Origin of the sequence: Rhodococcus sp. CX, assembly GCF_015865005.1 — a bacterium.
GTDB lineage: Bacteria > Actinomycetota > Actinomycetes > Mycobacteriales > Mycobacteriaceae > Rhodococcus.
Map to the genome: position 1 here is coordinate 6,622 of NZ_JADZGH010000257.1, position 20,910 is coordinate 27,531.

22 protein-coding genes and 2 tRNA genes are annotated in these 20,910 nt (G+C 68.3%); 14 read left to right on the forward strand and 10 right to left on the reverse strand.

All coding sequences use genetic code 11. The features are described from left to right. Window positions 1–1,121 (forward strand): dipeptidase (locus I0Q12_RS27875; RefSeq protein WP_231611591.1); only part of this gene is annotated, 1,121 nt, incomplete at its 5' end. Here the strand turns inward: I0Q12_RS27875 and bcp are convergent. Further along, window positions 1,118–1,591 carry a thioredoxin-dependent thiol peroxidase gene (gene bcp / locus I0Q12_RS27880; protein ID WP_197256742.1) on the reverse strand — a complete coding sequence of 158 codons (474 nt, stop codon included), beginning with the start codon at window positions 1,589–1,591 and terminating at the stop codon, window positions 1,118–1,120. The genes I0Q12_RS27875 and bcp overlap by 4 nt on opposite strands. Before the next feature lie 71 nt (window positions 1,592–1,662). Here bcp and I0Q12_RS27885 point away from each other — a divergent pair, with 71 nt between their 5' ends. Together I0Q12_RS27885 and I0Q12_RS27890 are read left to right on the forward strand one after the other, a co-directional pair. Then, entirely contained in the window at window positions 1,663–1,884 is a 222-nt protein-coding gene (locus I0Q12_RS27885; protein ID WP_197256744.1) for a DUF3618 domain-containing protein, read from the forward strand. A 173-nt stretch (window positions 1,885–2,057) separates the two neighbouring features. Then, a complete protein-coding gene (locus tag I0Q12_RS27890) occupies window positions 2,058–2,825 on the forward strand; it encodes a L,D-transpeptidase family protein (protein WP_197256746.1) in 768 nt (255 codons plus the stop codon). 52 nt (window positions 2,826–2,877) lie between these two features. On the opposite strand, the gene I0Q12_RS27895 is transcribed toward I0Q12_RS27890, so the two are convergent. Next, window positions 2,878–2,950: transfer RNA gene (locus I0Q12_RS27895), tRNA-Lys, on the reverse strand. A gap of 350 nt (window positions 2,951–3,300) precedes the next feature. Here I0Q12_RS27895 and I0Q12_RS27900 point away from each other — a divergent pair. Then, window positions 3,301–4,440, forward strand: coding sequence for an Ig-like domain-containing protein (locus tag I0Q12_RS27900; protein ID WP_197256748.1), 1,140 nt, complete (start codon window positions 3,301–3,303; stop codon window positions 4,438–4,440). 160 nt (window positions 4,441–4,600) lie between these two features. On the opposite strand, the gene I0Q12_RS27905 is transcribed toward I0Q12_RS27900, so the two are convergent. Together I0Q12_RS27905 and orn are read right to left on the reverse strand one after the other, a co-directional pair. Beyond that, a tRNA-His gene (locus I0Q12_RS27905) sits at window positions 4,601–4,678 on the reverse strand. A gap of 83 nt (window positions 4,679–4,761) precedes the next feature. Beyond that, entirely contained in the window at window positions 4,762–5,361 is a 600-nt protein-coding gene (gene orn, locus I0Q12_RS27910; RefSeq protein WP_197256750.1) for an oligoribonuclease, read from the reverse strand. Window positions 5,362–5,448: 87 nt separating this feature from the next. On the opposite strand from orn, the gene I0Q12_RS27915 reads away from it, so the two are divergent. After that, entirely contained in the window at window positions 5,449–7,251 is a 1,803-nt protein-coding gene (locus I0Q12_RS27915) for a helicase HerA-like domain-containing protein (RefSeq protein WP_197256752.1), read from the forward strand. Here I0Q12_RS27915 and cmrA read toward each other — a convergent pair. After that, window positions 7,248–8,051, reverse strand: coding sequence for a mycolate reductase (cmrA, locus tag I0Q12_RS27920; RefSeq protein WP_197256754.1), 804 nt, complete (start codon window positions 8,049–8,051; stop codon window positions 7,248–7,250). The genes I0Q12_RS27915 and cmrA overlap by 4 nt on opposite strands. A gap of 214 nt (window positions 8,052–8,265) precedes the next feature. Here cmrA and I0Q12_RS27925 point away from each other — a divergent pair, with 214 nt between their 5' ends. From I0Q12_RS27925 to I0Q12_RS27935, 3 genes are all read left to right on the forward strand, one after another. Beyond that, window positions 8,266–8,808, forward strand: a complete 543-nt coding sequence (locus I0Q12_RS27925; RefSeq protein WP_307846583.1) for a TetR/AcrR family transcriptional regulator — start codon at window positions 8,266–8,268, stop codon at window positions 8,806–8,808. A gap of 172 nt (window positions 8,809–8,980) precedes the next feature. After that, on the forward strand, window positions 8,981–9,877 hold the full coding sequence (locus tag I0Q12_RS27930; RefSeq protein ID WP_197256758.1) for a type IV toxin-antitoxin system AbiEi family antitoxin domain-containing protein: 897 nt from the start codon (window positions 8,981–8,983) through the stop codon (window positions 9,875–9,877). A gap of 76 nt (window positions 9,878–9,953) precedes the next feature. Next, a complete protein-coding gene (locus I0Q12_RS27935; RefSeq protein WP_197256760.1) occupies window positions 9,954–11,321 on the forward strand; it encodes an MFS transporter in 1,368 nt (455 codons plus the stop codon). Here the strand turns inward: I0Q12_RS27935 and I0Q12_RS27940 are convergent. Continuing rightward, entirely contained in the window at window positions 11,306–12,154 is an 849-nt protein-coding gene (locus tag I0Q12_RS27940; protein WP_307846585.1) for a thioesterase family protein, read from the reverse strand. The two genes, I0Q12_RS27935 and I0Q12_RS27940, sit on opposite strands and share 16 nt — an antisense overlap. Window positions 12,155–12,245: 91 nt before the next feature. On the opposite strand from I0Q12_RS27940, the gene I0Q12_RS27945 reads away from it, so the two are divergent. Next, window positions 12,246–12,827 (forward strand): TetR/AcrR family transcriptional regulator, encoded by a 582-nt coding sequence (locus I0Q12_RS27945; RefSeq protein WP_197256763.1) that lies wholly within the window; start codon window positions 12,246–12,248, stop codon window positions 12,825–12,827. An 11-nt stretch (window positions 12,828–12,838) separates the two neighbouring features. Here I0Q12_RS27945 and I0Q12_RS27950 read toward each other — a convergent pair whose 3' ends face one another. Beyond that, the gene (locus I0Q12_RS27950; RefSeq protein ID WP_197256765.1) at window positions 12,839–13,672 is read right to left on the reverse strand and encodes an alpha/beta fold hydrolase; all 834 of its coding nucleotides are present in this window, start codon (window positions 13,670–13,672) and stop codon (window positions 12,839–12,841) included. 23 nt (window positions 13,673–13,695) lie between these two features. After that, the gene (locus tag I0Q12_RS27955; protein WP_307846587.1) at window positions 13,696–14,337 is read right to left on the reverse strand and encodes a TetR family transcriptional regulator; all 642 of its coding nucleotides are present in this window, start codon (window positions 14,335–14,337) and stop codon (window positions 13,696–13,698) included. Window positions 14,338–14,486: 149 nt separating this feature from the next. Here I0Q12_RS27955 and I0Q12_RS27960 point away from each other — a divergent pair, with 149 nt between their 5' ends. From I0Q12_RS27960 to I0Q12_RS27970, 3 genes are read left to right on the forward strand one after another with little or no spacing between them, the layout of a single operon-like run. Next, on the forward strand, window positions 14,487–15,584 hold the full coding sequence (locus I0Q12_RS27960) for a ferredoxin reductase (protein ID WP_197256769.1): 1,098 nt from the start codon (window positions 14,487–14,489) through the stop codon (window positions 15,582–15,584). 42 nt (window positions 15,585–15,626) lie between these two features. Beyond that, window positions 15,627–16,892: an acyl-CoA desaturase gene (locus I0Q12_RS27965; RefSeq protein ID WP_197256771.1), complete on the forward strand. Its 1,266-nt coding sequence runs from the start codon at window positions 15,627–15,629 to the stop codon at window positions 16,890–16,892. A 12-nt stretch (window positions 16,893–16,904) separates the two neighbouring features. Further along, on the forward strand, window positions 16,905–17,108 hold the full coding sequence (locus I0Q12_RS27970; RefSeq protein ID WP_197256773.1) for a hypothetical protein: 204 nt from the start codon (window positions 16,905–16,907) through the stop codon (window positions 17,106–17,108). 60 nt (window positions 17,109–17,168) lie between these two features. On the opposite strand, the gene gdhA is transcribed toward I0Q12_RS27970, so the two are convergent. Then, on the reverse strand, window positions 17,169–18,512 hold the full coding sequence (gene gdhA / locus I0Q12_RS27975) for an NADP-specific glutamate dehydrogenase (protein ID WP_197256804.1): 1,344 nt from the start codon (window positions 18,510–18,512) through the stop codon (window positions 17,169–17,171). A gap of 342 nt (window positions 18,513–18,854) precedes the next feature. Beyond that, window positions 18,855–19,892, reverse strand: a complete 1,038-nt coding sequence (locus tag I0Q12_RS27980) for a helix-turn-helix transcriptional regulator (RefSeq protein ID WP_197256775.1) — start codon at window positions 19,890–19,892, stop codon at window positions 18,855–18,857. Between the two features lie 88 nt (window positions 19,893–19,980). Between I0Q12_RS27980 and I0Q12_RS27985 the strand changes: the two genes are divergently transcribed. Beyond that, a complete protein-coding gene (locus I0Q12_RS27985) occupies window positions 19,981–20,445 on the forward strand; it encodes a hypothetical protein (protein ID WP_197256777.1) in 465 nt (154 codons plus the stop codon). Continuing rightward, a complete protein-coding gene (locus I0Q12_RS27990) occupies window positions 20,442–20,846 on the forward strand; it encodes a DUF1304 domain-containing protein (protein ID WP_197256779.1) in 405 nt (134 codons plus the stop codon). The genes I0Q12_RS27985 and I0Q12_RS27990 overlap by 4 nt, the downstream gene beginning before the upstream one ends. Window positions 20,847–20,910: the final 64 nt, after the last annotated feature.

Sequence of the window (20,910 nt, forward strand, 5' to 3'; positions counted from 1 at the left end):
GAGCTCCCACGGTTCTGCTCTACAGCCACTACGACATTCAGCCTCCGGGTAACGAAAGCCTGTGGCTCACGCCGCCTTTCGATCTCACCGAACGGGACGGTCGCTGGTACGGCCGGGGCGCCGCGGACTGCAAGGGCAACATCGTGATGCACCTGCTCGCGCTGCGCGCGGCCCTCGCCGACGGGCCCCTGCCGGTGGGCGTGCGGATCGTCGTCGAAGGGTCCGAGGAGATGGGCGGGGCCGGGCTCGAACACCTCGTCGCGGAGCGCCCCGACCTGTTCGCCGCCGACCTGATCGTGATCGGCGACTGCGGCAACGCGGAAGTCGGCCGGCCCACCGTCACGACGTCGCTGCGCGGTATCGCGAACGTCGTCGTCCATGTGGAAACCCTTGCCGGGGAAGTGCATTCCGGGCAGTACGGCGGCGCCGCCCCCGACGCGCTCGCCGCCCTCGTCCGGTTGCTGAACACCCTGCGCGACGAACACGGCAACACCGTCGTCGACGGCCTCGACACCCTCGGGCAGTGGGACGGGGTGCCCTATCCCGAAGACCGGTTCCGCGCCGACGCCGGTGTGCTCGACGGGGTGTCGCTGCTGTCGACCGGCACCGTCGCCGACGCCGTGTGGGCGCGGCCGGCGTTGACCGTGCTCGGCATCGACGCACCGCCCGTCGTCGGCTCGGTGGCGGCGATCGCGCCCCGCGCCTCGGCGCGGCTGAACCTGCGGGTGCCACCGGGTCTGGACCCGCTGGTCGCGCAGAACGCCCTCGTCGCCCACCTCGAAGCGCACGTGCCGTGGGGTGCGCACCTGCGCATCGAGCGCGAAGCCCTCGGCGAACCGTTCCGCGCGGCCACCGACGGCCCCGGATACGCCGCCCTACGCGCGGCGCTCGCGGCCGCGTACGGGCGCGAGGTCGGAACCGCCGGCCAGGGCGGCTCGATCCCGCTGTGCACGGCCCTGCAGCGGGCCGTGCCGGGAGCGGAGATCGCGCTGATCGGTGTCGAGGAGCCGCGGTGCGTCATCCACGCTCCGAACGAGAGCGTGGATCCGACGGAGATCGAGAACCTCGCCGTCGCGGAGGCGCTGCTCCTGCGGTCCCTGGCCGAGCGGTCCGCGAGCTAGACCGACAGGTCGCGACGCAACTTCGCGACGTGCCCGGTGGCGCGCACGTTGTACTGCGCCACCTCGATCTTCCCCTCCTCGTCGACGAGGAAGGTCGAGCGGATCACGCCGGTCACGGTCTTGCCGTACATCTTCTTCTCGCCGAACGCGCCCCACGCCGTGAGCGTGGTCTTCTCCGGATCGGAGAGCAGCGGGAAGGTCAGCTCCTCCTTGTCGCGGAACTTCGCGAGCTTGGCGGGCTTGTCGGGGGAGATCCCGACGACGTCGAGCCCGGCGTCGTTCAGTTCGGCGAGGTTGTCGCGGAAGTCGCATGCCTGCTTCGTGCAGCCGGGCGTGCTCGCGGCGGGGTAGAAGTACACGATCACCTTGCGGCCGCGGTAGTCCGACAACGACACCTCGTTGCCGTCGGCGTCGAGGAGGGTGAACTCGGGCGCGGGGTCGCCGGGGGCGAGTCTGCTGTTATCCGTCACGTCCGCCACGGTAGTGGACCGCGCGTCCACTACCGTGGTCGCAGCACACACAGCGACTCCTGGAGGATCACGTGCGTAGGGACACCGAGGCCATCGAGCGGGACATCGAGAACGCCCGCAACCAGCTCGCGAGCACGCTCGACGAATTGAGTGCGCGGACCAATCCGAAGACTCTTGTTGCCAACACCAAGCAGACGCTCGTCGCCAAGGTGAATCAGCCGAACGTCAAGTACGCCGTCATCGCGGTCGGCGTCGTCGTGGGCGCTCTGGTTCTGCGCAGACTGCTGCGCTGACGATCCGTCGATCCGAGGGCACCGTCGTCCGTTCACGGACGGCGGTGCCCTCGTCTTTGCGTCGGTCGCTGTGACATATCACTTTCTTGCGACTTCGATCTTGGCGTGGTTCACATCTCGGCGTGGTTCACTGAGAAGACGTCGATCGTCTCGTCTTCGAAGGGGTGACGGTCATGCGGACTGCGCAGCATGTTGCACGACTCGTCCTGGTCGCGATCCTCGCCGCGAGCGTCGCGCTGGCTACGGGGTCCGCCGCCTCCGCCGGTCGCATCGGCATCGCGCCCCCGGGCGGGCCCCCGGTGGCCGCGCTGGCGCCCTCGGACGGAGCCGTGGTCGGTATCGCGCAGCCGGTGACCGTCCGCTTCGGCGCCACGGTGACCGATCGGGCCGCCGCCGAACGATCCGTCGCGGTCATCCCGTCCGTGCCCGTCGCCGGCGCCTTCCGGTGGCGCGACGACCGTCACCTCGAGTGGGTTCCGGACCGATTCTGGCCGGGCCACACCGCTGTCACCGTCCTGGCCGGCGGCACCCGGACGCAGTTCCGGACCGGCGACGAATTCGTCGCGGTTGCGAACCTGTCCACGCACCAGTTCACCGTGTCCCTGAACGGGGAGATCGTCCGGACCATGCCGGCGTCGATGGGCAAGCCCGGATACGAGACGCCGACCGGGACCTTCCCGGTGCTCGAGAAGTTCCGGAACCTGGTGATGGACTCGTCGACCTACGGTGTTCCGATCGACGACCCCGAGGGGTACCGCATCGACACCGAATACGCGGTCCGTCTGACGTGGGGCGGAATCTTCGTGCACGCCGCACCGTGGTCGGTGGATTCGCAGGGCTACGCGAACGTCAGCCACGGCTGCATCAACCTCAGCACCGAGAACGCGCGGTGGTACTTCGAGAACGTGAAGATCGGGGACCCGGTCGTCATCGAGTGGTGAGACCCGGAGAACGAAGAAGGCCCGCACCGAATTCGGTGCGGGCCTTCTGTTGTGCGCCATCAGGGACTCGAACCCCGAACCCGCTGATTAAGAGTCAGCTGCTCTGCCAATTGAGCTAATGGCGCTTGGCGGTTTGTCTCCGGGCCGTTGTCCCGGCGACGAAGAGAAGATTACACACTCCGCTGTACGGCGCCAAATCGCCTGGTCAACGGCGATTTCCTCGATGTCTGCGGGTAACGCGAGTGGGTGGCGGGGCGATTGGTATTCGAACGTTATTCGTCGTCGAGGTTTCAGATTTGGTCTCGGTCTTCACCGGCTGGCATCATCGATGAGACACGCATTGACGTGCAGTTTTGCGGCCTGGGGGAGGTCCGGAATCGGAGGGTTGAGAGTGATCGAGAAGAGTGTGCGGACGCCGCGGCGCCGCTCCCGGCGTACGACCGTGGCGGTGTTGGGGGCGGTACTGGTCGGTGTCATGACCTTCGTCACTGCATGTGCCGGCGGTTCGGCCGGCGGTGCCGACGAGGTCCCCATCGATTCGAATCCCCTCGCCGCACTCATCAAGCCCACGGTGTCCTCCAGCGTCGTCGACGGCGGTGTCGGCTTCTCGCCGATCGATCCGGTGACCGTCTCGGTCGTCAACGGCAAGCTCGATTCCGTCACGCTCCGCAATCCCGACGGGGCGTCGGTCGCCGGCGTGCTCGCGCCGGACGGCACCACCTGGGCGAACTCCGAACCGCTGGGCTACAACCGCAAGTACACGCTCGAGACGGTCGCGTACGGGCTCGGCGGGGCGACCACGTCCGTCGCGACATTCACCACGAGCGCGCCCGGCAACCTCACCCAGCCCTACGTGCTGCCCGGTGAAGGCTCGGTCGTCGGTATCGGCCAGCCCGTCGCGGTGCAGTTCGACGAGAACATCCCGGACCGGCGCGCGGCCGAGGCGGCCATCACCATCGTCACGAATCCGCCCGTCGAGGGTGCGTTCTACTGGCTCAGCAATCGTGAGGTGCGGTGGCGGCCGGAGAACTACTGGACGCCGGGCACGACCGTGACCGTGGACGTGAAGGCGTACGGCAAGGACCTCGGTGACGGACTGTTCGGCCAGTCGGACGTGCACTCGTCGTTCACCATCGGCGACGCGGTGATCATCGACGTCGACGACAACACGAAGACCGTCGTGGTCAACCGCAACGGCAGCGCGATCATGTCGATGCCGACGTCGATGGGCAAGGACAGCACCCCCACCCCCAACGGCGTCTACACGATCGGCGACCGCTTCGACCACATGATCATGGATTCGTCCACGTACGGGGTGGCGGCCGACTCGCCGCAGGGTTACCGCACGCCGGTGGACTGGGCGACGCGCATGTCCTACAGCGGCATCTTCTTCCATTCCGCGCCGTGGTCGCTGGGCGATCAGGGAGTGCGCAACGTCAGCCACGGCTGCCTGAACCTCAGCCCGGCGAACGCGAAGTGGATCTTCGACAACACCAAGCGCGGCGACATCGTCATCGTGCGCAACACGGTCGGCGGAGTCCTGGAGGGAACCGAAGGTCTCGGCGACTGGAACATCCCGTGGTCGACGTGGAAGGCGGGCAACGCCAACACCTGACCCCGGGGCACGGGCTGTGCACCCCGACGGAGGGCGACCGGATTCTGGTCGCCCTCCGTCGTCGTAAGGGGGTCAGGAGTGGGTAGAGGCTGTGGGCGCACGGTCCTCGGCCGGGAGGCGCAAAAAGGAAAGGCCCCGACCTTGCGGTCGGGGCCTTTCTTGGGGGTGAGTGACGGGACTCGAACCCGCGACAGCCAGGATCACAACCTGGTGCTCTACCAACTGAACTACACTCACCATTGCATCCGCTATCGGCCGGAGCCGGTTGCGACTGCGATTGAAATACTAGCCTGCTCTACCCGAAAACGACGAATCGCCTGGTCAGGCCGGTCCAAGATCCTTTACGACGCTCGTGATGTCCCCAGACGACGGCCCGGGCGGGGCGACGAACGCGGTGCGCCGGTAGTAGCGCAGCTCCCGGATGGACTCCTTGATGTCGGCGAGCGCGCGGTGCGACAGGCCCTTCGTGGGCTGGCCGAAATAGATGCGGGGGTACCAGCGTCGGCACAGTTCCTTGATCGAGCTGACGTCGACCATGCGGTAGTGCAGGTAGTTGTCGAGTTCCGGCATGTCCCGGGAGATGAACTGCCGGTCGGTGCCGATGGAGTTGCCGGCCAGGGGAGCGGTCCCGGGCTCCGGCACGTGCGCCCGCACGTAGTCGAGGACGAGCTTCTCGGCCTCGGCCAGCGTGACCGTCGAGCGGCGCACCTCTTCGGTCAGCCCCGAGCGCTCGTGCATCTGCTGCACGACGTCCGGCATCGCGGCCAGCGCATCGTCGTCGGCGTGGATCACGATGTCCACGCCCTCGCCGAGCACGTTGAGGTCGCTGTCGGTGACCAGCGCGGCGATTTCGATGAGTTTGTCGCTACCGATACGCAAACCGGTCATTTCACAATCGATCCAAACAAGTTTGTCCTGCACGAGAGTACAGACTAGTCAGCTGCGTCAGCGGGATAAGGTCTGCGGTGTAAACCGACGCCGGCCGTGCTGGTTCGAGGAGGGCTGAACATGACCGTGGATCCGACCCGGTCCGACGAGGCGCTGTCCGCCGCCGAGAAGGCGAAGGCAGCGAAGGCGGCCGCCGAGGAAGCGGCCCGCGTAGCCGCCGAAGCCGCCGCTGCAGCCGAACGCGCCCAACGCGAGGCCGAGGAGGCCGCCGCCGCGGCCGAGGCCGACGCTGCGGCGGGGAAGGCCGAAGCCGGGGCCGAAGCGACCTCGGAGAGTGCGCTCGCCGAGGCAGCCGAACCCGAGGCGGCCGAACCCGCGGGCCCGGCCGCGGAGATCGCCGCCGGTTACGCCTTCTCCGGCGCCGCCCTCGAACTGGGCACCGTCGTGCACGACGGCGTCGTCGCTCCGAACGCCCGGGTCAGGATTCCGCTGGCCATGATGAACCGGCACGGTCTGATCGCCGGCGCGACCGGTACCGGCAAGACCAAGACCCTGCAGGGCATCGCCGAGCAGCTGTCCGCCGCGGGCGTGCCGGTGGTGATGGCCGACGTCAAGGGCGACCTGTCCGGTCTGTCCGCGCGCGGGGAGAGCAGCGACGCGCTCGTCACCCGCGCCGCCGAGACCGGCGATCCGTCGTGGACCCCTGCCGGATTCCCGACGCAGTTCTTCTCGCTCGGCACCGAGGGCATCGGCATCCCGGTGCGCGCGACCGTCACGGCGTTCGGTCCGATCCTGCTGAGCAAGGTGCTCGGCCTGAACACCACCCAGGAATCGACGCTCGGGCTGATCTTCCACTGGGCCGATCAGCGGGGCATGGCGCTGCTCGATCTCAAGGATCTGCGGCAGGTCATCGCGTACCTGACCAGCGACGAGGGCAAGGCCGACCTCAAAGGCATCGGGGGCGTCTCGGCCGCGACCGCGGGCGTCATCCTGCGCGCGATCGTCAACCTCGAGGCCGACGGCGGCGACACGTTCTTCGGTGAACCGGAGTTCGACACCGAGGATCTGCTGCGCATCCTCGGCGGCAACGGGGTGATCAGCTTGTTCGAGCTGGGCGCCCAGGCCGCGCGTCCCGTGCTGTTCTCCACGTTCCTGATGTGGGTGCTCGCCGACCTGTTCCAGACGTTGCCCGAGGAAGGCGATCTGGACAAGCCCAAGCTCGTCTTCATCTTCGACGAGGCCCACCTGCTGTTCGCGGACGCGTCGAAGGCGTTCCTGCAGCAGGTCGAGCAGACCGTCAAGCTCATCCGGTCGAAGGGCGTCGGCGTGTTCTTCTGCACGCAGCTGCCCACCGACATCCCGAACGCGATCCTGTCCCAGCTGGGTGCGCGGGTGCAGCACGCGTTGCGCGCGTTCACGCCCGACGACCAGAAGGCGCTCACCAAGACGGTCCGCACGTACCCGAAGACGGCGTTCTACGACCTGGAGAAGTCGCTGACCTCGCTCGGGACCGGTGAAGCGATCGTCACCGTGCTGTCCGAGAAGGGCGCCCCGACGCCGGTCGCATGGACCCGGATCCGGCCGCCACGGTCGCTGATGGACACCGTCGGCGACGACGCGATCCGCACCGCCGCCCAGGGCCATCCGCTGTTCGCGAAGTACGGGCAGACCATCGATCGCGAATCCGCGTACGAGATGCTGACGGCGAAGGTCGCGGGCGCGCCGAACGTCGATCCGCCGCTGGACGTGCCGCCACTGCCGGACCTGTCCGAAACGATGCCGGCCCCCCGGGACGAGGGGCCGACGATCGTCGAACAGGTGCTGGGCAGCTCCGCGATGAAGAGTTTCCTGCGGTCGGCGGCCTCGGCTGCGGGTCGGGAGATCTCCCGCAGCATCTTCGGCACCGGCCGTAAGCGGCGTTAGCCGCCGAGCTTCTTGTAGAAGGTGCCGACGATCGGGGCGACGATCGCGCGCGGCGTGTAGTTGCCCGCGACCGACATCGCCTTGCTGATCAGGCCGGGCACGATGCGCATGCGGTTCTCGGCGAGCGCGTCGAGCGACACCTTCGCGGTGTGCTCGCTCGAGATCCACAGGAAGTCGGGGACGAGCTTGTCGACGATCGACGCGTCCGCCGGATCGGGGGTCTCGGTGCGCACCGGGCCGGGGGCGAGCAGGGTGACGTTCACGCCGGTGCCCTTGAGCTCACCGCGTAGCGACTCCGAGAAGGTGTTGACGAATGCCTTCGTCGCGGCGTACGTCGCGTTGTTCGGGATCGGCATGTTGCCCGCCGCCGATCCGACGTTGAGGATCGCGCCCGCGCGTCGCTCGACCATCTGCGGCAGCACCGCGAGGGTGAGGTCGTGCACGGCGACCGCATTGAGTTCGACCTGCGCGCGCTCGTACGCCGGATCCAGGCCGGACACGGGGCCGAACGTGGCGATACCCGCGTTGTTGCACAGGATGCTGACGTGACGGTCGGCGAGCTCCTCGACCAGCTCGGCGCGAGCGTCGCGGTCGGACAGGTCGCAGGCGCGCACCTCGACGGTGACGCCGTGCTTCTGACGGAGTGTCGTGGCGAGCTCTTCCATCACTTCGCCGCGACGGGCGACGAGAATGAGCGAGTGGCCGCGCGCTGCGAGCTCGGTGGCGAGGGCCTCACCTATACCGGAGGAGGCGCCGGTCACGACCGCGCGGGCGTCTGGGGTGGGGTTCGGCAGAGTCACGGTGGGTCAGCCTAGTCGCCGCGGGCCGGAACTCATCGGCCGTGTCGTTCGAACCAATTCTCCTAAACGGGGAGGTTGGTCGGTATTGTTCGCAGGGCAGGTTGCGAAGCGCTGCCGAGGCCTACCGGCTCGGTGCGGTCGAACGAAGTGAGGGATCGTGGTCACAACTGTCACGGACGGTCGAACAGCCCGCGCGGAACGCACTCGCAGGGCAGTGGTGGAGGCACACATCGAGCTGCTCCGGGCGGGCATGCTCAAGCCCACCGGCGCGCAGGTCGCGGAACAGGCCGGGGTCTCGCTGCGGGCACTGTGGGTCAACTTCAACGACCTCGACACCCTGATGGCATTCACCGGCGCGGAGATGCTGCGCCGCCAGGACGAAATGTTCGAGCCGGTGCCGGCGCACCTCCCGCTGTCCGAACGGATCGACGGGTTCTGCCGGCAGCGCGCGCGGCTGCTCGAGTTCATCGCTCCGTATGCGCGGGCGTCGCTCCTGCGCCAGCAGTTCTCCGAAGCGCTCAAGATTCATCGCGCGCGCTGCATCGCGCGGGTCACCGACGAGGTGAAGATCCTGTTCGCCCGCGAACTCGCAAACCTCGACCGGGACCGGCGCGACCGCCTGGTATACGCGCTCGGAGCCGCCGCGACCTGGGGCTCGTGGGCCGTTCTGCGCGACGAGTTGCAACTCGGGGTCGACGAGGCCGCCGCCGTGATGCGGCAGTCGGTGGCAGGCCTACTCGCCGGCGCCACCGTCTAGACAGGTCGAGAACGACGGTTGGTGTACCGAAATATCGGTACACCAACCGCTGTTTCGGGCGCCGCAGTCCTCATCCGCAAGTTGTCCACAGGCAGCTGCTCCGTCCACAGGCGCGGCGGATTCGGTGGTCTCCGGGCGGATCGCCGACGGACGCTGCGGCACGATCACCCGCATGGGGGATCCACGAGTGCTCACGCGCGCACAACTACTCGCGGCCGGCGTCTCCGCCTTCGAGATCGCGCGCGACCTTCGACGCGGTGAACTGGCTCCGATCGCGCACGGCGTCCATCTGCGAAGGTGCGACCACGACGCGCTCGACGACACCGGCCGGCACCGCGTGCTCGCGCGGCATCTCGGCTCGACGCTGAGCCCGGGACACGTGATCAGCCACGTCTCCGCCGCGGTCCTGCACGGGGCGCCGGTATGGAATCTTCCGCTCACACGTGTGCACGTGTCGCGGCCACCGAGCGCGGGCGCACGACGGCGGGGACGATTGCACTTCCATGCGGCGCGGTTGTCGGAGGCAGACCTCGCGACCGTCGACGACGTGCCGGTGACGTCGGTGGCGCGGACGATCGCGGACGTCGCGCGGACCGCACCGCGCCCGCAGGCGGTCGTCATCGGCGATGCGCTCCTGCGCAGCGACCCCGCGGCGGCAGCCGCGTTACCGCGCATCCTCGACTCCGCCTGCGGCCTCAACGGCATCGCACGAGCCCGGGCGGTCGCAGGGTTCCTGGACGCGCGCAGCGAGAGCGTCGGCGAGTCGTTGTCGCGGGTACGCATCGAGGACGCGGGTCTGCCCCGTCCACACCTCCAGCACGAGGTCGTCACACGCGACGGTCGCCGTTTCCGCCTCGACTTCTTCTGGGAGGAGTTCGGGATCGTCGGAGAGTTCGACGGGACAGGCAAGTACTCCGACCGGCGTGACCTCGTCGCCGAGAAGTTCCGGGAGGACGCCCTGCGCGACCTCGGGTTCGAGGTCATCCGGTGGAGCTGGATGGAACTGGACCACTTCGACGTGGTCGTACAGCGTTTCGAGCGTGCCCGCGCACGTACAAGACGGACATGACGGTTGGTGCACCGAAATATCGGCACACCAACAGTCATATGGGGCGGTTCTCGAACGGCCGGTTTAGGCTGCGGGAATGAGCGCACACACGGCCGCGCCGGCGGGAATCGGGACGGCGACGACGCGGCGGCAGGTCTTCGCGTGGGGCCTGTGGGACTGGGGATCGGCCGCGTTCAACGCGGTGATCCTCACGTTCGTGTTCTCCGTGTATCTCACCGACGCCGTCGGCGACGACCTGCCCGGAACCGTCTCCGCGAGTACGTGGTTGGGCTGGGCCCTGGGCATCGCGGGGTTCGTCATCGCGGTCACCGCGCCGATCTCCGGGCAACACTACGACGCGACCGGCCGTCGCAAACGCTCCCTCGCGGTGCTCACGTTCGTCACCGTCACCGCGATGGCCGGGATGTACTTCGTGCGCGACGACTATCACTACCTCTGGCTGGGGCTGGTGCTGCTCGGTGTGGGATCGGTGATCGTCGAGCTCGCCCAGGTGCCTTACAACGCAATGCTGCGGCAGATCTCCACCGAGCAGAACATCGGACGGGTCTCCGGATTCGGTTGGTCCATGGGCTATTTCGGTGGCATCGTGCTGCTGTTGTTGTGCTACACGGGCTTCATCGCCGGTGACGGCGACACCCGCGGATTCCTCGGGTTGAGCACCGACGACGGCACCAACATCCGGTTGGTCGCGCTGCTCGCCGCCGCGTGGTTCGGGATCTTCGCGATCCCGGTGCTGCTCGCTGTTCCCGAACTGCCGCCGACCGGTGTCCACCCCGGTGCCGAGAAGGGCCGCATCACCGAGGCGTACCGGGTGCTGTGGCGCGATCTGCGGGACCTGTGGACCGCGGATCGCCGCACCGTCTGGTTTCTCGGCGCGTCGGCGCTGTTCCGCGACGGTCTCGCCGGGGTCTTCACGTTCGGGGCGGTACTGGCCGTGACCGTCTACGGCATCGGGACGGGTGACGTGCTGCTGTTCGGTGTCGCGGCCAATGTCGTGGCCGCGCTCGGTGCGCTCGTCGCGGGCCGCATCGACGACCGGGTCGGTCCCAAGGCGGTCATCGTCGTCTCGCTCGCCGCGATGATCGTCGTCGGCGTCGTTCTGCTCGCGGTGTCCGGACCATTGCTGTTCTGGATCTTCGGGCTGCTGCTGTGCCTGTTCGTCGGGCCCGCGCAGGCGTCGGCACGCACCTTCCTGGCACGGATCACGCCGCCGGGCCGGGAAGGGCAGATGTTCGGGCTCTACGCCACCACAGGCCGGGCGGTGTCGTTCCTGGCGCCGACGTTGTTCGGGTTCTTCGCCTGGGGTTTCGGCACGGACCGCGCCGGCATCGCCGGGCTGCTCGTGGTGCTGGGCGCCGGCCTCGCGGCGCTGCTGGCCGTGCGGGCACCGGAGGCCGTGGGGCAGCCCCTGAAGGCCGGAGGTCGTGGTCAGCCCTTGAAGTAGACCAGCTGGTGAGTGGTCGCGAGCAGTTCGCCGTCGCTGCTCCACAGCTCGCCGGACTGATCGAAATAGCCCTTGCCGAAATGCTGCGAGCGCGCCGTCGCGAGGACGGACGCGTCGGACTGGCGGTCCAGGGCGTGCTCGTCGGCGTGGAAGTACACGGTCAGCGACACGGTTCCGGCGGGCATGTACTGCCCGCGGCGCAGGAACACGCGCGGGTAGAACACATCGGACAGCGCGGTCAGCGCTGCGAAATCCAGCGGTCGCGGGGGAGTGTCCCGCACCCACAGCGTCGTCGTCGAATCCGGGTGCTCGCCGGTCTCCGGGCCGGGCACGGCGCCCTCGACGAAACGCATCTCGTAGTTGCGTGCCCAGGCGATGAATTCCGGCAGCGACTGCTCGGAGACGTCCTCCGCCGGGGGCGCGTCGGGTGCGACGGCCTCGGTCGACGACCAGGTCTCGCGTCGGGTGCCGAACACCGCGGTCGCGGTGGTCGTGACCGCCCCGTCCTGCGACAGTTCGATCGACCAGTGCTGGGTGGAGCGGTTGGTGCGCACCGGACGAGCGACGATCTCGAATTCGCCGTCCGCCAGCGCACCGCAGTAGTTGACGGTGAGCGAGAGGGGAACGCCGAGAACCTCGGGATGCTGCTGGACCGCGCGCAGCAGCGTCGCGGCCGTGATGCCGCCGAACGGCCCGACCATGTTCGCGTACGCCGGGTGCGTGCGGCCCGTGTAGCGGTGCGCGTCGGCGGCGACGAGGGCGACGGCGTCGTCGAAGACGTGGGTGCCGGTTCCGCAGACGTCGGTGTCGCGGGTGGTGTCGAGTTCGGTCACGGTGGACTCCTGACGTCCTGGAACTGGGCTTCTAAGTATGACAACATACATAATGCGAGAGGGCAATCCCCATCGGATCGAGGAGGGCGTCATGGCACGGCGACAGGACGGGGGACCACGCGCGGCGATGACGGCCAGCGCCGTGGCCCTGATGCGGGAACGTGGGGTGGCCGCGACCTCGTTCGCCGATGTCCTGGCCCACAGCGGCGCCCCCCGAGGATCGATCTACCACCACTTTCCCGGCGGCAAGAGCCAGTTGATCGAGGAAGCCACGCGCTCGGCCGCGGACCAGCTGACCGACAGAATCCAGCGGATCCTGGACTCCGGCGACACCGTCACCGCGGTCCGGTCCATCGTCGACCTGTGGCGACGCGGGCTCGAGGGCACCGACTACGTCGCGGGCTGCCCGATCGTGGCGGCAGCGCTGGGTACCGAAGCGTCGGCCCGTGACCTCGCCGGGATCTCCTTTGCGCGCTGGACCGAGATGATCGGCGCGCGGCTCGTCGGCGACGGAGTCGATCCGGCCCGCGCCGCGACCCTCGCGACGATGGTCGTCAGCGCGCTCGAAGGCGGATTGATCCTGGCGCAGGCGCAACGCAGTGCGGCACCGCTCGACGCGGTCGTCGACGAACTGGAAATGCTCTGCGCGCTGCGGAGCGGTGACGCCGGTTGAGGGGTGGCCCGTCAGCCCGCGATGCGTGCCCGGATCGACTCCGCCAGTGCCGCCGGTTCCTCCTCGGGAATCCAATGGCTCACGTCGTCCAACACGACGAAGTCGTAGTCCGCTTCGGTGAACTCGCCGCACCGTTCGGCGCCGGCCCGGCCGACCGCGACGTCGGCGGTGCTCCACACGTAGGTGGTGGGCACCTTCACCGACGGAATGCTGCGGAAGTCCCTGGTCAACGCGCGGTACCAGTTCAGGGCGGCGGTCATCGCGCCGGGCGCGGTGAGCACCCGCACGTACTCGTCCACGGCAGCGCGATCGGGCATCGGGTTGTACATCGCGCGCAGCCGCCGGGCGCCGTTGTCGAGCAGCGCCGACTCGGCCGTGCCCTCCATCCGGAACAGCTTGATGTACGCGGAGCGGGACTTCTGGTCGGCATCGTGCTGCAGCGCCCAGCTGTAGGCGCCGGGGTGCGGCACCGACACCGCGGTGAGTGTGCGAACGCGATCGGGATGATGTGCAGCGAGATGCCAGCCGACGACCGCGCCGAAGTCGTGCCCGGCCACGTGCGCCGCCTCGATACCGAAACTGTCGAGCAGGCCGAGGACGTCGCCGACCAGTTCACCGACCGCGTACGCGGACACCTCGGTGGGCCGGGCGCCGGGGGAGTAGCCGCGCTGGTCGGGGACGATCACCCGCAGGCCCGCGTCGGCGAGCAACCGGCCCGCCGGTTCCCAGCTGCGCCCGGTTTCGGGGAAGCCGTGCAGCAGCACGAGCGGAGGGCCGTCTTCGGGCCCGGCGACGCGGACGTCGAATGTGAGGTCTCCGAGCGCGACGCGGCTGATCTCGAACATGGCGCCACCGTACGGTGTAGCGGTCACTCGTGGGCCGGTTTCCAGGCCCCCATGCCGAGAATGATCAGGCGCATCTGCTTCTCACCGCGTGCGATCACCGCGGCCTCGTCCGGTCCGCCCGTTTCGACGGCGAGCAGGTCGACGGCCACCTCGAGCAGGGCGACGACGAGCAGGGCGGCGGCCATCTCCAGGTCGTCGTCGCTCCAGTCGCCGAGCCCCGCCATGCTGCCGAGGTCGACAGCGAGTTCCACTGTGAGCAAATGCAATTCGTCGTTGACGGCGCGGGACACCTCGGGCAGCCCGCCGTGCCGTTCGCGCGCGAGGAAGCGGAACGAGGCCTCGTGGGCGCGGATCTGTTCGACGAGGACGGCCAGCGACGCACGGGCGTTGTCGCCGGCGTTGCGGGCGCGGCGCGCATCGCGCAGCACCTGCCGGAGCACGCGCATCGTATCGGCGGCCAGGGTGACGCCGAGTTCGTCCATCGAGGCGAAATGCCGGTAGAACGCGGTGGGGACGATCCCCGCCCGACGGGCGACCTCTCGCAGGCTCACCGTGGAGAAACTCCGATCCGCCGACAATTCGAGTGCGGCGTCGAGCAGTGCGCGGCGCGTGCGTTCCTTGCGGGCGGCCCGGCTGGCGGGTTCGGGGACGGGAACTACGGACACGGGTCCGAGTCTATGCAGAGCGGCCTCCGCGAATCGAAAATCGGTGTAACGGAGGTCACTCACGTGTTGACAGGGGGCGGGTGAGTGCTGCAACACTAATTCAGTGTACAAGTGTGCACTAGAAATCCGATCGGTCGGGAGGTCCCGCCATGGTCGCTTCACCCGTCACTCGCACCACCGCTGCCCGCCGCGCCACGAAGGCGGTCACCGGCGCACTGCGGCTGATGTCCTGGCCGCACCACCCGGATCGCTACCTCGAGCTGCTGAATCCGCTGCTCGCCACACAGGCCACGCGGGCGCGGATCGTCGACATCGACCGCACCGTGCCCGAGATGACCACGCTCACGCTGCGTCCGGCCCGCCGCTGCCGATTCGAGGCCGGTCAGCACATCCGGCTCGGCGTCGTCGTCGACGGGGTCCGGCACACCCGCTGCTACTCGCCCTCGACCTCGCAGTACGACGACCGAATCGTCCTCACCGTGCGGGCCCACCCGGACGGTCTGGTGTCCCGCTACCTGCACGACTGCGCCCGGCCGGGTGACGTCGTCGACCTCGGGGCAGCCGACGGCGACTTCGTTCTCCCGCCGGTTCGTCCGGACCGGTTGCTGCTGGTCAGCGGCGGTAGCGGCATCACGCCGGTGCTGTCGATGCTGCACACCCTCGCCGACGAGGGGCACACCGGCGCGATCACCTTCCTGCACTACGCACGCACCCCGGCGGACGTGCCGCAACGTGCGCGACTCGACGAACTCGCCGCACGCGCCAACGTCGAGGTCGTCCTGGCCTACACCCGCGGGGACGGTGGCCACCTGCGCGGTCGTTTCCGCCGCGAACACCTCGACGCCGTCGTCCCCTGGTTCGCCGGTACCCCCACCTATGCGTGCGGACCGGCGGGTCTGACCGCACGCGTCCGCGAGGTCTACCGCGAGGTCGGCGCCGAACATCGTTTGCGCACCGAAGAATTCACCCTTCCTGTCCTCGACACGAGCGACGCCACCGGCGAGGTCAGGTTCACCGCGTCCGGCGTGGTCGCGGACAACACCGGCGCCACCCTGCTGGAACAGGCCGAAGCCGCCGGTCTGAGACCCGATCACGGATGCCGCATGGGCATCTGCCACACCTGCACCTCGATCCGCCGATCCGGTTGCACCCGCGACGTCCGCACCGGTGAACTCGACGCCGAACCCGACACGCGCATCCGGATCTGCGTCAACGCCCCGGTCGGTGACGTCGCGGTCGAACTGTAGCCGCGGCCGATATCGATCGGCCCGAAACCATTGGAGGACACCATGTTCGGATTGTCCCTACCCGCGATACCCTTCCTGCCGTTCCTGTCCGGAAACCGTGACCCCGACCCGGATCCGGTGATCCTGAGCCGCGATCAGGTCGACGAGATCGGCCGTGAACTCGACGCCCTGCGGGAGCGCACCGTCGCCTCGCTCGGCTCCGAGGACCGCGAATACATCTACCGGGTCATCAAGGCGCAGAGGGGATTCGAGGTGGCCGGCCGTGGCCTGCTGTTCCTCGGATTCCTGCCCCCGGCGTGGATCGCCGGTGTCGCCGCGCTGAGCGTGTCGAAGATTCTCGACAACATGGAGATCGGGCACAACGTGATGCACGGCCAGTACGACTGGATGCGCGAGCCTTCCCTGAATTCTCTTGTCTTCGAATGGGATACGGTGTGCCCGTCGGATCAGTGGCGGCACTCGCACAATTTCGTGCACCACACCTACACCAACATCCTCGACATGGACCGCGACATCGGATACGGCATCCTGCGCATGGACCCGGCGCAACCGTGGAAGCCGTACTACCTGGGCAACCCGCTCTATGCGGCGGTCCTGATGTTGGTGTTCGAGTGGGGCGTGATGCTGCACGACGCCGAGGCCGACCGCGTGCTGGCAGGCAAACGCGACATCCGCGAACTCGGGCCGCTCGCGCGCGGGTGGTGGCACAAGGCCGGCCGGCAGGTGCTCAAGGACTACGTCGTGTTCCCGCTGCTCAGCGGCCCGCTGTTCGTTCCGACCCTGCTCGGCAACGCCACCGCGAACCTGGTGCGCAACGTGTGGGCGTTCTCCGTCATCTTCTGCGGGCACTTCCCGTCCGGCGTCCAGTCGTTCACTCAGGAGGAAACCGCCGGCGAATCCCGTGGCGAGTGGTACGTGCGCCAGTTGCTCGGCAGTGCGAACATCAGCGGATCGTCGCTGATGCACCTGATGACCGGCAACCTGTCCCACCAGATCGAACACCACCTGTTCCCGGATCTGCCGGCCCGCCGCTACCCGCAGATCGCACCGCAGGTGAGGGCTCTGTGCGAGAAGCACGGCCTGCCCTACAACACCGGGGGACTGCTCCGGCAGGTCGCGTCGGTGTGGGGCAAGATCTTCCGGCTGGCACTGCCGCCCTCCTGGGTGTCCGACCAGCATGAGACCGCGGTCGTGATCGAGCGCCGCCCACGTCCCGAACCGGCGGTTGTCGAGCCCGAGCCCGGTGAGGAGTTCGAGGAAGCGCGAGGGGCCCGTGCTGCGCGTACGCTCGTCCACGACACCGTCTGAGGGGGAGAGCGCATGGTTGGACGCTTCGAACGCAACAAGGACACGGTCCAGGAATTGACGGAATCCGCCGCGACGCACGTCGGGAACATCGCCGGCATCATCGCCGGTGCCGTGCGGGACGTCACCCGCGAGATCGGCAACTGGATCTCCGACGGTATCGAGATGCGCGAGGCTGCGCGCAAGGCGCAACTCGACCACGACGAGACCACCGGCTGACCTGCACCGACACGAAAGGCCCGCTCGAACGAGCGGGCCTTTCGTGTGGATCGGGGTGGATCAGATGACACCCAGTGCGAACATCGCGTCGGCGACCTTCACGAAGCCGGCGATGTTGGCGCCGTGGATGTAGTCACCCGGCTTTCCGTACTCGGCGGCCGTCTCGACACACGTGCTGTGGATGTCGCGCATGATGCCGGCCAGACGCTCGTCGGTGTAGTCGAAGTGCCACGAATCGCGCGAGGCGTTCTGCTGCATCTCCAGCGCGGAGGTGGCCACACCACCGGCGTTCGCGGCCTTGCCCGGCGCGAACGCGACACCGGCGTCGCGGAACACCGCGATGCCACCCGGCGTGGTCGGCATGTTCGCGCCCTCGGCGACGACCTTGACACCGTTGTTGACGAGCACCTTCGCGGACGCCTCGTCGAGCTCGTTCTGAGTGGCACACGGCAGCGCGATGTCGCACGGCACGTTCCAGATGTTGCCGCCCGAGTAGAACTCGGCGTCGCCGCGCTCGTCGACGTACTCGGAGATGCGGCCCCGTCGGACCTCCTTGATCTCCTTGAGCAGGTCCAGGTCGATGCCGGCCTTGTCGAGGACGTATCCCGACGAGTCCGAGCACGCGACGACCTTGCCGCCGAGCTGGTGGATCTTCTCGATGGCGTAGATGGCGACGTTGCCGGAGCCGGAGACGACGGCGGTGCGGCCCTCGAGGGTGCTGCCGGCCGCCTTGGCCATCTCGTTGACGAAGTAGGCCGCGCCGTAACCGGTCGCTTCCTTACGGACCTGCGAGCCGCCCCAGGTGAGGCCCTTGCCCGTGAGGACACCGGACTCGTAGGAGTTGGTGAGGCGCTTGTACTGGCCGAACAGGTAGCCGATCTCGCGGCCGCCGACGCCGATGTCACCGGCCGGAACGTCGGTGTACTCACCGATGTGGCGGTGCAGCTCGGTCATGAAGGACTGGCAGAAGCGCATGATCTCCTGCTCGGAGCGACCCTTCGGGTCGAAGTCCGAGCCGCCCTTGCCGCCGCCGATCGGCAGGCCGGTCAGTGCGTTCTTGAAGATCTGCTCGAAGCCGAGGAACTTGACGATGCCGAGGTTGACGCTCGGGTGGAAGCGCAGGCCGCCCTTGTAGGGGCCGAGCACGCTGTTGTACTGCACGCGGAAACCGCGGTTGACGTGCACGTTGCCCTGGTCGTCGATCCACGGCACGCGGAAGATGATCTGCCGCTCGGGCTCGCAGAGCCGCTCGATGAGTCCGGATTCGAAGTAACGGGGATGCCGGTCGAGCACGACGTGCAGAGATTCGAACACCTCGGCCGCCGCCTGATGGAACTCCGGTTCACCTGCGTTGCGAGCCTTGACCTGCTGGTAGATCTCTTCGATGCGGTCCGAGGTCGACACGCCCACCTGCCTGACTGTGAGAACACTGTTACATGACATTTACCTAACTCACTATAAGCCGTAACAACGGCAGATCCTTCATCAGGTTGCCCAGGTGGGAGAAAAGACACAGTGCCCACGACCCCGGAGGATCGCCGCAGGTGAGAGCCTCGAATCGGATTTTCGGCGCATTTTCCCGCCGCGGTTCGCTCGTCCGGGGTGAAGATTCGGATGGCGGCAACCACGGCGATCTGTTAGTGCAGCGGAACCGCATCGGACCCGGGCGCCAGCTCCCGGCGGCCTCGAACCGTGTGCCCTTCTGGCGGTCCCAACCGCCACAACGGCACACCGGCGCGAAGCGCCTCAGCCCTGCCGTCCGGCCAGGAGTGCGGCGAGTTCCGCCCGGCTGCCCGCGCCCGTCTTCGCGTACACCGACTTGAGGTGATCCTGAGCGGTATTGGCACTGATACCCCGGCGACGTGCGATCTCGGCCGTCGACAAACCCGCCAGCACGTCGGTGCACACGTCCCGTTCGCGCGTGGTGAGCGCGTATGCCGCGAACAGGAGATCGGTGAACTCGTCCGCCGGGGCCGGTTCGAGGGTGACCACCGTGCGGCTGTCGTCGCCGTCGGAGTCGAGCGCGGTGGCGCGCACCAGGACCCAGTACCCGTGCCCGTCGCTGATATGCGTGCGGAAGACGCCGGAAGGGCTCGATCGTGCCCCGAACGTCGCGGCGTGCAACAGCACCGCCAGCCGCACCGGGCCGGTCAGCCGGTCCTGCCAGAGACGGGCCGCCGCGGTGAGCCCGACGGGGTCGCCGGACGGGTCGGTCAGCACCACCGCGGGACCCGGATCGTCCCCGGGGTGCGGCCGCAGCGTGTGCACGGCGGCGGCGCGCGTCGCCGCCGCCAGAGCCGGGGCCACCATCGTCAGGAACTCGACCTCGCGATCGCTGAAGTCCGTTCCGGAACGAACGAATCCTGCTGCACCCCAGCAGTATCCGTCGACGGTGAAGGCCACCCGCAGCTCTCGGTCGAGTCCGAGCGGTTTCCATACCGCGCCGTGCCGGAGACTGTGCGCGACGTCGGCACTCGGGAGATCGGACGCCCGGACGACCGTCCGCCCGCTGCGGGCGACCTCGGCGAAGGTCGCGGGATCGTGTCCGCCGCATTCGGATTCGGCGAGCAGCAGTTCGTACTCGCTGGGGATGCGGACGCGTCCGCTGGTCATCGAACCGAACGTCAGCGTCCGTGGATCCATCAGTGCCCAGCACGTCAGGTCGCTGCGCACGGTGCGATCGACCAGTTCGATGGCCCGTTCGTGTACTTCGGCGACGCCCGCGCCGGTGCCCGCCAACGCGAGGATGCCCCGGCGCAGTCGCTCAGCGCGCACTTCGAGCATGAGCCCAGTATGCGCCGGTCCCTGCTGCCGTCGACATCCCCGATTCCTGGGATGTCCCGGTCGGTTTCGCCGGATCTAACGTCACGGTATGTCAGGGTTTCATCTCGAACGGTCCGGTTCGGGCACGCGGCTGTCGCTCCCGGACGCCGATGTCACGGTCCTCTCGTCCCACGAGCACACCGGCGGTGCATACGAACTCATGCTGGTCGAGGCGCCACGTCTCGGCGAACCGCCCCCGCTGCACGCGGAGTCCTGGGCCAAGACCTACCACCTGCTGCGCGGACGGATCCGGGTCCACGTCGACGGCGCGAGCTGCGATCTCGCGCCGGGAGATTCCCTCGACATTGCCGCGGGGACGATGAACACCTTTTCGGTGCTCACCGCGAACGCGGTGTTCCTTCTCGTCAGTGCCGGTACGGCGATGAGCGGCTTCTTCTCCGACCTTGCCGGTGTGTTGCGCGAACAGCATGCCCAGGCCGAGCTGCCACCCTTGCTGGCCGCGCTGGCCGGCCGGCACGACATCCGGTTCGGTGAAGGAAGTGGGTCGTCATGATCGTCGTCGCCCAGGTCGCCGCACTCGTCGCCGCCGCGGTGCATCTGCTGGCATTCGCGTGGGAGTCGATCCTGTTCCTCCGGCCCGGCATCCACCGGGACCTGTTCCGCGTGCCCACCGCCGACGTCCCTCCGGTCCGGATGTGGGCCTTCAACGTGGGCTTCTACAACCTGTTTCTCGGATCGGGCGCGATCGTCGGTGTCGCCCTGTGGTGGGCCGGCCAGGACACCCCGGGCCGCACCCTCGTGATCTACACGTGCGCGTTCATGTTCCTGGCCGGGATCGCGCTGTTCGCCTCGGACCGGATGGCGATGAGCAGACCGCGCGGGTCGGGCGTGGTCGGTTCATTGTGTCAGTCCGTGCCGTCACTGGTAGCGCTCCTGGCGCTGGCTGTCGCGTAGGGCGCTGGGCTCATACCCGCGCGCGGATCGTCTCCACGAGGGTGACGAGCCGATCGTGGTGCGA

What these genes read in the sequence shown, in the direction of transcription:
- I0Q12_RS27965 (WP_197256771.1), top strand. Translation starts at nt 15,627, where the DNA reads ATGTTCGGATTGTCCCTACCCGCGATACCCTTCCTGCCGTTCCTGTCC.
- I0Q12_RS27960 (WP_197256769.1), top strand. Translation starts at nt 14,487, where the DNA reads ATGGTCGCTTCACCCGTCACTCGCACCACCGCTGCCCGCCGCGCCACG.
- I0Q12_RS27985 (WP_197256777.1), top strand. Translation starts at nt 19,981, where the DNA reads ATGTCAGGGTTTCATCTCGAACGGTCCGGTTCGGGCACGCGGCTGTCG.
- I0Q12_RS27945 (WP_197256763.1), top strand. Translation starts at nt 12,246, where the DNA reads ATGGCACGGCGACAGGACGGGGGACCACGCGCGGCGATGACGGCCAGC.
- I0Q12_RS27930 (WP_197256758.1), top strand. Translation starts at nt 8,981, where the DNA reads ATGGGGGATCCACGAGTGCTCACGCGCGCACAACTACTCGCGGCCGGC.
- I0Q12_RS27980 (WP_197256775.1), bottom strand. Translation starts at nt 19,892, where the DNA reads ATGCTCGAAGTGCGCGCTGAGCGACTGCGCCGGGGCATCCTCGCGTTG.
- I0Q12_RS27935 (WP_197256760.1), top strand. Translation starts at nt 9,954, where the DNA reads ATGAGCGCACACACGGCCGCGCCGGCGGGAATCGGGACGGCGACGACG.
- I0Q12_RS27950 (WP_197256765.1), bottom strand. Translation starts at nt 13,672, where the DNA reads ATGTTCGAGATCAGCCGCGTCGCGCTCGGAGACCTCACATTCGACGTC.
- I0Q12_RS27890 (WP_197256746.1), top strand. Translation starts at nt 2,058, where the DNA reads ATGCGGACTGCGCAGCATGTTGCACGACTCGTCCTGGTCGCGATCCTC.
- I0Q12_RS27915 (WP_197256752.1), top strand. Translation starts at nt 5,449, where the DNA reads ATGACCGTGGATCCGACCCGGTCCGACGAGGCGCTGTCCGCCGCCGAG.
- I0Q12_RS27970 (WP_197256773.1), top strand. Translation starts at nt 16,905, where the DNA reads ATGGTTGGACGCTTCGAACGCAACAAGGACACGGTCCAGGAATTGACG.
- I0Q12_RS27900 (WP_197256748.1), top strand. Translation starts at nt 3,301, where the DNA reads ATGACCTTCGTCACTGCATGTGCCGGCGGTTCGGCCGGCGGTGCCGAC.
- I0Q12_RS27990 (WP_197256779.1), top strand. Translation starts at nt 20,442, where the DNA reads ATGATCGTCGTCGCCCAGGTCGCCGCACTCGTCGCCGCCGCGGTGCAT.